11 protein-coding genes are annotated in these 7,520 nt (G+C 34.5%); 3 read left to right on the top strand and 8 right to left on the bottom strand.

From position 1 onward, the window contains the following. Nucleotides 1–113: 113 nt before the first annotated feature. The 3 genes from coaD to AC3ASS_RS13160 all read right to left on the bottom strand — a co-directional run bounded on the left by coaD (nt 114) and on the right by AC3ASS_RS13160 (nt 2,843). Complete coding sequence (gene coaD, locus AC3ASS_RS13170; RefSeq protein ID WP_488283982.1) at nt 114–605, bottom strand: pantetheine-phosphate adenylyltransferase; 492 nt, start codon at nt 603–605, stop codon at nt 114–116. A 1-nt stretch (nt 606) separates the two neighbouring features. Then, on the bottom strand, nt 607–1,173 hold the full coding sequence (gene rsmD / locus AC3ASS_RS13165; protein ID WP_488283981.1) for a 16S rRNA (guanine(966)-N(2))-methyltransferase RsmD: 567 nt from the start codon (nt 1,171–1,173) through the stop codon (nt 607–609). Between the two features lie 287 nt (nt 1,174–1,460). Then, nucleotides 1,461–2,843, bottom strand: coding sequence for a hypothetical protein (locus tag AC3ASS_RS13160; protein WP_488283980.1), 1,383 nt, complete (start codon nt 2,841–2,843; stop codon nt 1,461–1,463). 164 nt (nt 2,844–3,007) lie between these two features. On the opposite strand from AC3ASS_RS13160, the gene AC3ASS_RS13155 reads away from it, so the two are divergent. Then, entirely contained in the window at nt 3,008–3,397 is a 390-nt protein-coding gene (locus AC3ASS_RS13155) for a DUF7147 family protein (protein WP_488283979.1), read from the top strand. Nucleotides 3,398–4,017: 620 nt separating this feature from the next. Here AC3ASS_RS13155 and AC3ASS_RS13150 read toward each other — a convergent pair. Then, a complete protein-coding gene (locus AC3ASS_RS13150; protein ID WP_488283978.1) occupies nt 4,018–4,293 on the bottom strand; it encodes a YlbG family protein in 276 nt (91 codons plus the stop codon). A gap of 86 nt (nt 4,294–4,379) precedes the next feature. Between AC3ASS_RS13150 and AC3ASS_RS13145 the strand changes: the two genes are divergently transcribed. Continuing rightward, a complete protein-coding gene (locus tag AC3ASS_RS13145; RefSeq protein WP_488283977.1) occupies nt 4,380–4,697 on the top strand; it encodes a hypothetical protein in 318 nt (105 codons plus the stop codon). On the opposite strand, the gene AC3ASS_RS13140 is transcribed toward AC3ASS_RS13145, so the two are convergent. The 4 genes from AC3ASS_RS13140 to ylbD form a co-directional block, all read right to left on the bottom strand. After that, nucleotides 4,694–5,137 carry a YlbF/YmcA family competence regulator gene (locus tag AC3ASS_RS13140; protein WP_488283976.1) on the bottom strand — a complete coding sequence of 148 codons (444 nt, stop codon included), beginning with the start codon at nt 5,135–5,137 and terminating at the stop codon, nt 4,694–4,696. The two genes, AC3ASS_RS13145 and AC3ASS_RS13140, sit on opposite strands and share 4 nt — an antisense overlap. A gap of 53 nt (nt 5,138–5,190) precedes the next feature. After that, nucleotides 5,191–5,619 (bottom strand): hypothetical protein, encoded by a 429-nt coding sequence (locus AC3ASS_RS13135; RefSeq protein WP_488283975.1) that lies wholly within the window; start codon nt 5,617–5,619, stop codon nt 5,191–5,193. A gap of 225 nt (nt 5,620–5,844) precedes the next feature. Then, the gene (locus AC3ASS_RS13130) at nt 5,845–6,084 is read right to left on the bottom strand and encodes a YlbE-like family protein (RefSeq protein WP_488283974.1); all 240 of its coding nucleotides are present in this window, start codon (nt 6,082–6,084) and stop codon (nt 5,845–5,847) included. 12 nt (nt 6,085–6,096) lie between these two features. Continuing rightward, nucleotides 6,097–6,492, bottom strand: a complete 396-nt coding sequence (gene ylbD / locus AC3ASS_RS13125; protein ID WP_488283973.1) for a spore coat protein YlbD — start codon at nt 6,490–6,492, stop codon at nt 6,097–6,099. Between the two features lie 143 nt (nt 6,493–6,635). Between ylbD and AC3ASS_RS13120 the strand changes: the two genes are divergently transcribed. After that, nucleotides 6,636–7,127 (top strand): PaaI family thioesterase, encoded by a 492-nt coding sequence (locus AC3ASS_RS13120; protein ID WP_488283972.1) that lies wholly within the window; start codon nt 6,636–6,638, stop codon nt 7,125–7,127. The last annotated feature ends 393 nt before the right edge of the window (nt 7,128–7,520 follow it).

Here is a 7,520-nt window from a genome sequence, read left to right as displayed (position 1 = left end):
CTTAGAAAATGATGAGCAAAAAAAGACAAACCCCAACTCAAATGAAGCATTTGAGTTGGGGTTTGTCGACAGTCTGAGAGGCTCTTTGAAAACTTCAAAAGAGCCTCTTTTAGTTAAAATTTTTTTTGTAAAAATTTTTCTTTCAATGCAATCTCTACATCTTTAGGTACTAAATCTTTAATGTCTCCATTATATTTTGCAACTTCCTTAACAATGCTAGAACTTAAGAATGAATATTGATTATTTGTCATGATAAAAAATGTTTCAATCTCTTCATTTAAGATTCGGTTCATCGATGTAATTTGCATTTCATATTCAAAATCACTAACCGCTCGTAATCCCCGAATAATCGCTTTTGCATTGACACTTTTCGCATAGTCAACTAACAGTCCTTGATAGGCATCAACTTTCACATTTGGGATATGTGAGGTCACTTTTTCTATAAGTTCTTTTCTTTCTTCGACTGAAAATAAAGGTTTTTTCGAAGAATTATTAAGCACTACAACATGCACTAGGTCAAACACTTTCGCACCGCGTGAAATAATGTCTAAATGACCATTAGTTATGGGGTCAAAACTTCCTGGGCATACAGCAATTTTTTGCATATTAATCCTCCTTATTTAGGTCATAAGAAAAAATGGAAATACCGATGATGCCATAATGATTTTGTTTTACTCGATGCAAATCCCCTACATATTCCGGTATTTCATCATTTGCATCATGTTCATAAACAATGACCCCATCTTCTTTCAGTAAGCCTTTGTTTTGAACTGTTACCAATAGATTATCTAATAGTTTCTTTTTATATGGTGGATCCATCCAGATCACATCAAATTTTAATTCCCTTTTACCTAAAATTTGCAATGCACGAATAGAGTCATTTTTATAAATTTCCGCTTGTTCTAAAAAAGAACATATTTCTAAATTTGTCCGAACAGTATGAATGGCTTTAGCATCCTGATCGATAAAAATTACCTTATCCAAACCTCTGCTTAAGCCTTCAATACCTAGACCACCACTTCCGGCAAATAAGTCAAGTCCCATTCCACCGTCAAAATAAGGACCAATCATATTAAAAATCGCTTCTTTTACTTTATCTGTTGTAGGTCTTGTATTAAATCCAGGAACAGCTTTTAACTGCTTCCCTTTTCTTATACCTGAAATTACTCTCATCAAATCACCACAATATTATGGATTAAAGCGTTCACAAATATCCTAACATATCTCTTTTATTTCCTCTACTTTTGTCAAAATGGAAAGAAAAAATTAAAAAAATGTATAAGAGTGAATCAAATGGTCATAATGTAAATGACAACATCCATTACGGTGATGTTGTTGCCAACCGCGGAGAAGACTTACGTTTCCCCATAAGTTCTTCCTCCGGTTTCTCCTCTCCCTTTGCCTTCACTCCTTATTGGAGTTAGAAGGACCCTGCACATGTTCGTTGCAGGGTTATTTTTTTATAATATTTTTACACGATCTTCATCTTCAATAATTTGCAATCGGAAAATTTTTTTAAGCCAATCCTCCCTAATATATATATCGTCATTAATTACTTTAAATGGATTTTCATATAATCCGTATTCTTCTTCATTTAAGATAAATATGTTCTGATCTAGATAAAATCGGTATGATTTATACGAATTGGAGATATAGAGATCTGTATCACTCATTTTTTCAAATTTATACCCTAGCGATTTCATAACCTTTTGAAATGAAAAGTAAGAATTATTGCCATCATAATAAATTTTTTCATTTTTTAATTTTTCTTGACCGATATGTATGTCAAATTCTTTATAAAACATTAATGGGATGAAACTTTTTCCCCTATTATCTGTAAAAAAGGACGTCTTTAATCCCATAATCCTTCCCAATAAATCATCTAGGTTTCCTACCTTTCCGTCCAAGTTTTCTTTTGAAAATAATTGATTTAAAAATTCCATTCTTGTTTTTTCATCTAATTGTTTCGTTAATTCTTGATACATTCGTTTCGCATGAGGATCGGTAGGCATCGTTTCAATCATTAACGCTGCAATAACTTGGGCATGTTTTTGAGCATCATGTTCTTTATATAAAAACTCAGCCCATACCATAGAACTTAATATATCAAACTTAACCTTTTCCAAATCGTCTTGAAGTGGAAAAACAATAATAGAATCAGACTGTATGAAGCTATTTAACTTTGTTAAAACTAATGCTGGATGGCGAGTGAATGTAAAATCATTCTCTAGAAATAATTCTTTCTCTTTGATAGCAGTTTCTGAATAGATGACCGTCCCATTTTTCCACTGATACCTGTTCAAAGGAGATTTTTGCCAATAAAGATTCGTAGGTTGTCCATCATATTCAAAAAAATAGTAATCTATTAATTTTTCGGAATTTTGAGATAGTAAATTCATGTTTGAAACCCATATACCTCTATTGGCACTTGACTCAATAATATCAATTGTAGTATGTTGAACATCCACTTTTTCTAACGTTATATACCAATGATTTAAGAAAACATATGTATCATGTTGTTTAGGGAGATTGTAGCGAATATGAATTTGTCCATTTTCAGGTTTTACATTTAAACATTCGGACCCTTTTTTCTGATCCATACAACTAACTTTTGTTATTCCTTCCGGTATATGCAAAGTGTATTTTTCTCCTTTTAATTCGCTTATCGTTTGAGAAACATAGATGCTTTTTTCGTTATGATGAATCGTAAAATGTTGAAATACATGTTCTTGTTTTAAATTTCTTGCCGCTTGTTTTTCATAAACATTCCATTGCCAAATTAATATACCGAAAATCGTAAACGAAAGTAATGTTATTAATGCTCCACCTAAACGATTATTCATAAGCAATACTCCTCATTTGTTGAGTAAATGTTATTACTTAAACAATAACAGAAAGTTTTACAATTTTACAGATAGTTCACGGAATATTCGACATTTACGGACAAGACAAATGAGATCATTCATGTTAAAGTAGGGATGGAACACTTGAGGATAGGGGTGAGAAGATGATTCAAAAATTTATTGAATTAGGAGAAGGTTACTCGGATATATATGAATTAATAGAAATTGGACTAAGAAATAAAGACCGAGTGATGCACTTAATGGCTTTTCATACTGAAGTAAAAGGAAAACCTGCTACATCATTGGCAATCGTATTAGCCCCTAGCGGAGAAGGGAAATTTCAACCGATTTACATTTGCCGAGAAGGAATTCCATATCCACATATAACAAAAAATAAACGCTATGATATGTTTGTCAATTTATCCGAACAATTAAATAAACCAATTATTGAATTAGATGTGAAACCTTCAACATTTTTCCATGAAAAAGAACTATACTACCAACATCTAATAGGAATCTTGCGAATGAACCGCTACATCCCCCCATTGACATAAGAAAAGCGGAGGCGAGCGCCTAGTGGCGAACGAACGGGAGACACTCCTGAACTGAGATAAAGGAAACACAGCGAGGTACGAGCTGTTGTTGACTTATCGCAAGGGAGAGAGGTCATCGTTCACTAGGCGTTCGTGCCGCAGCTGGACATAGAAAAGCGGAGGCGAGCGCCTAGTGGCGAACGAACGGGAGACACTCCTGAACTGAGATAAAGGAAACACAGCGAGGTACGAGCTGTTGTTGACTTATCGCAAGGGAGAGAGGTCATCGTTCACTAGGCGTTCGTGCCGCAGCTGGACATAGAAAAGCGGAGGCTAGCGCCTAGTGGCGTACGAACGGGAGGCACTCCTGAACTGAGATAAAGGAAACACAGCGAGGTACGAGCTGTTGTTGACTTATCGTAGGGGAAGGAGTGGGTCGTTCGCTAGCCACTGCGAGCCGAGCTAGACAATAGAAAAGCGGAGGCACAAGAGAACGCCGTATGAACGGGAGGGCCTCCTGCACTGAGATAAAGGAAACACAGAGAGGTACGAGCTGTTGTTGATTATCTCAAATGAGCAAAGATAAATTCATTAAACAAAAAACGGATGAAGAATGATTATAACAGTCTTCATCCGTTTTTTTAAAACCCCATTTTATAATCGTACTCTTTCGCTTTATCCGGTTTAGAATTTTCATACTCGGTTTTTACAAATGGCCGATAAGACGGCTCTACTTTTTTCACAAAAGAATAAGAAGAAATCTTCTCTGTAAGATCATCAATTTCATCTGCATCACAATATAATACTACATATTTTAATTTTTTTGATACATAGTGAATATTCCCATATTTTCTTAAAGCTTTTGCTTGTTTTAGTGAATATAACCAAATAATTAATCCTTGTCTTTGACGTAACATAAAAATCCACCTAATCTTCAGAATTTATAAAAAATATTATAATCAATAGATGAAACATTGGCTAGTATTAAAGTTGGGTGATAAGCATGGATTTACAAAATATTTGGAACTCTTTTTTACATTGTCTTAATCAAGTATCTCATGTACAACAAGCTGAATATAAAAAAATAGCAGGTATTCCTTTTCTTTATATCAAAAGTAGCCTATCTTCAGAAACGATGATTATTAAAGATATTCATGCTTGTTCCCGACAAGCCATTAAAGGTAGACGATTAAGTTTTCGAACGGTGTATGTAAGAAACGATAACGAAATGTTCGTATTTCGTCACCGTTTTTTCGTCCCTCAAGAAAAAATGTTTTGTTGTGGAAATAATTGTATCGATTGCATTCGATATAAAAATTAATGAGTGGAACATCCACAACTTCCGCCGGATCCACATCCACCACTGCAACTAGACTCAAAAAATGGGTTCCCTGTTGGGACTTTTACATGTTCTGAAACTGATTTTCCGATAATTAAACTGATTTCATCTAATAATGTTTGTAAATCATTTTCTGCTCTACGAAATTCAGCAACATTGTCGTCTAAATCCATCTCTCTTTTAGCAAGACGCACTTTTGTCATAATTTCTTTATAATCAGGATGGTATTTGCCATAACGCTGCACATCTTCATAAAGTTCTTTTAATTGGACAAAATGTTGAATCTTTTTTTGTGTTTCTTTATTGGAAAGCATTTTTTTTCGAGCTAGTATATATTGTTCAACGATTTCACTGTCGATAATCATCCGTGCTAGTTCTTCTGATTGACTTAATATTTCTAACTGCTCCATAGTAGCAAGCAAAAAGCTCACCTCCAATTCCTATTTTACCATGAATATATGATGGAGGCTAATCATTAAGGAATCGTTACAATAAACTCTTTTGTCAATCTTTCTTTTTTTCCTGATGTATGAACTTCCAATGTTATTTTATTTGTTCCCTTTTGTAAATTTGAAATGATAAATGCTGGAGAATGATAGACTGAATGATTTTTCCCATTGACGTAGGCAACAATTTTGGCAACATCATCGTTTCCTTTTATATTTTTGTTAAAAGTAACTGAAGGGATATAACAATCAATGAGTAGATCTTTATTCTTTATGGAATAATATACGTCAAACGTCGTTTTAGAATGACGAAAAGAAAGCGTCGGAATGGCTTTTTTATACTCCATTTGTATTGGATCAATGGACTCTTTTTTCTCCTTTTGAACGTCAGGTTCTGGTATTTGTTTAGAACAACCGATAAGAATAATGACCATGAAGATAAGCAAAAATTTTTTCATCGTATGCCCCCCTTTTGTTACCTTTTTAATAGGTTGTTCCAATCTATAATGTTTTAGTCAGAAAGTATAAATAATGAAAATAAAATTGCTTATGTAGAAATTTGATTACATGGGCTTTGTTAAACTTCCAAAAAAATACAAAAAGGATCGGCATACACCAATCCTTTTAGATTATCATTTAGCTAATTTCTTTAGGCATATTAAAAAATAAATTTCAATAAAGATTTATGATTGATTGTTCATTACTTGGAACATACTCATCATCATTTGTGCCATTTGAATACCGTTTACGATTTGCTCCATGCGATCTGGAATGGTTTGTTTATAATATTTTTTTGCCTCATATTCCATTCGTTTAATTTCATGAGGATTTCTACTTAATATTCTGTACCATTTAGGTTCTTCCCGAATGAATTGGTGGAGATTCGGTTTTGATCGTATATATTGAATCACTTCCGTTCTCAAGTCAAAACCTCCTTAATCCTTTCTAAAAGAAAACAAAGGATGGCTATTTTTATTTGAGGTTTGTTGATTTCCTTGAAATTGTTGAATTATTTCTTGAAGAGACGTGATGAATTGTTGTGCCGTCCCAATATGTTTTTGCAATTGTTGTATATCTATATTTTTTACTGCAGATAAAACGCTACCAATAATATCATTTAATTTTCCATCGTCATTCGATTCATCTTTTGATTTTTTTTCAGATTGATGATTTACGTTCCATTTTGGATCATCTTCCCCAAGAATGTACCATTCCTCAAATAATTCTTGAAGCGTTTTTTCTCCTCTTTTAACTTCTTCTAATACATGTGGGTGGTTGGCAACGAATTGTTTAAATTTTTTTACGCTTGGATGAAGCTTATCCTTTCCCATTTCCCTTCACCTCTAAATATTTACCTATAATACATTATGTTTTCATTAGAAAATGGCAACGTTTTTTCTATTCTTTTTCATTTTTTTCACTTTTCAATAATGATAGAATATGGAATGACAAGGTACGAAGGAGAGAAAGACACATGAAGGAGAAACTAAAAGGGCTATTTGAAGATGTTCTTCAAAACAGTAATGAAGAAGATTTAATAGTACTAGAGCAAATGTTGTCAGGATTGAAAAAGAAACAAGAAGGAATCAATGGTACATACATAGGTGCTATTTTCCATATGGATAGAAAACAAAATGAACATACATATGAGGTAACTATCCCACTTACACCATTAACAGACAATTCGTTAAAAATTGCACACGGTGGAGTAACAATGACAGTGTTAGATTCAACAATGGGTACGCTTGCTGCCAAACAAGCTGGGAGCGATTATGCAGTAGTAACAAGCGAAATGCATATTCATTTCCTAGCTAAAGGGTCAGGTAGAGAGTTAAAATGCATCGCGAAAATGATTCACAAAGGAAAGAAAATAATTGTAGTGGAAGGTCAAGCTTTTAGAGAAGATGGGACATTAATTGCTCATGCAACTGGAAGTTTTTATAAAATCCCTAGGAAAACATTGTAAGAAATAATTTATACATTTCTATCTACGGCACGAACGCCTAGTGAACGATGACCTCTCTCCCTTGCGATAAGTCAACATCAGCTCGTTTCCTCGCTGTGTTTCCTTTATCTCAGTGCAAGAGGCCCTCCCGTTCATACGGCGTTCTAGATGTGCCTTCGCTTTTCTATTGTCTAGCTCGGCTCGCAGTGGCTTGCGAACGACTCACTCCTTCCCCTACGATAAGTCAACATCAGCTCGTACCTCGCTGTGTTTCCTTTATCTCAGTGCAGGAGTGCCTCCCGTTCGTTCGCCACTAAACGCTCGCCTCCGCTTTTCTTATGTCCAGCTGCGGCACGAACGCCTAGTGAACGATGACCTCTCTCCCTTGCGATAAGTCAACAACAGCTCGTACCT

It is taken from the genome of Bacillus sp. JST-5 (assembly GCF_057747715.1).
This window is presented reverse-complemented; position numbering and strand designations above follow the sequence as displayed.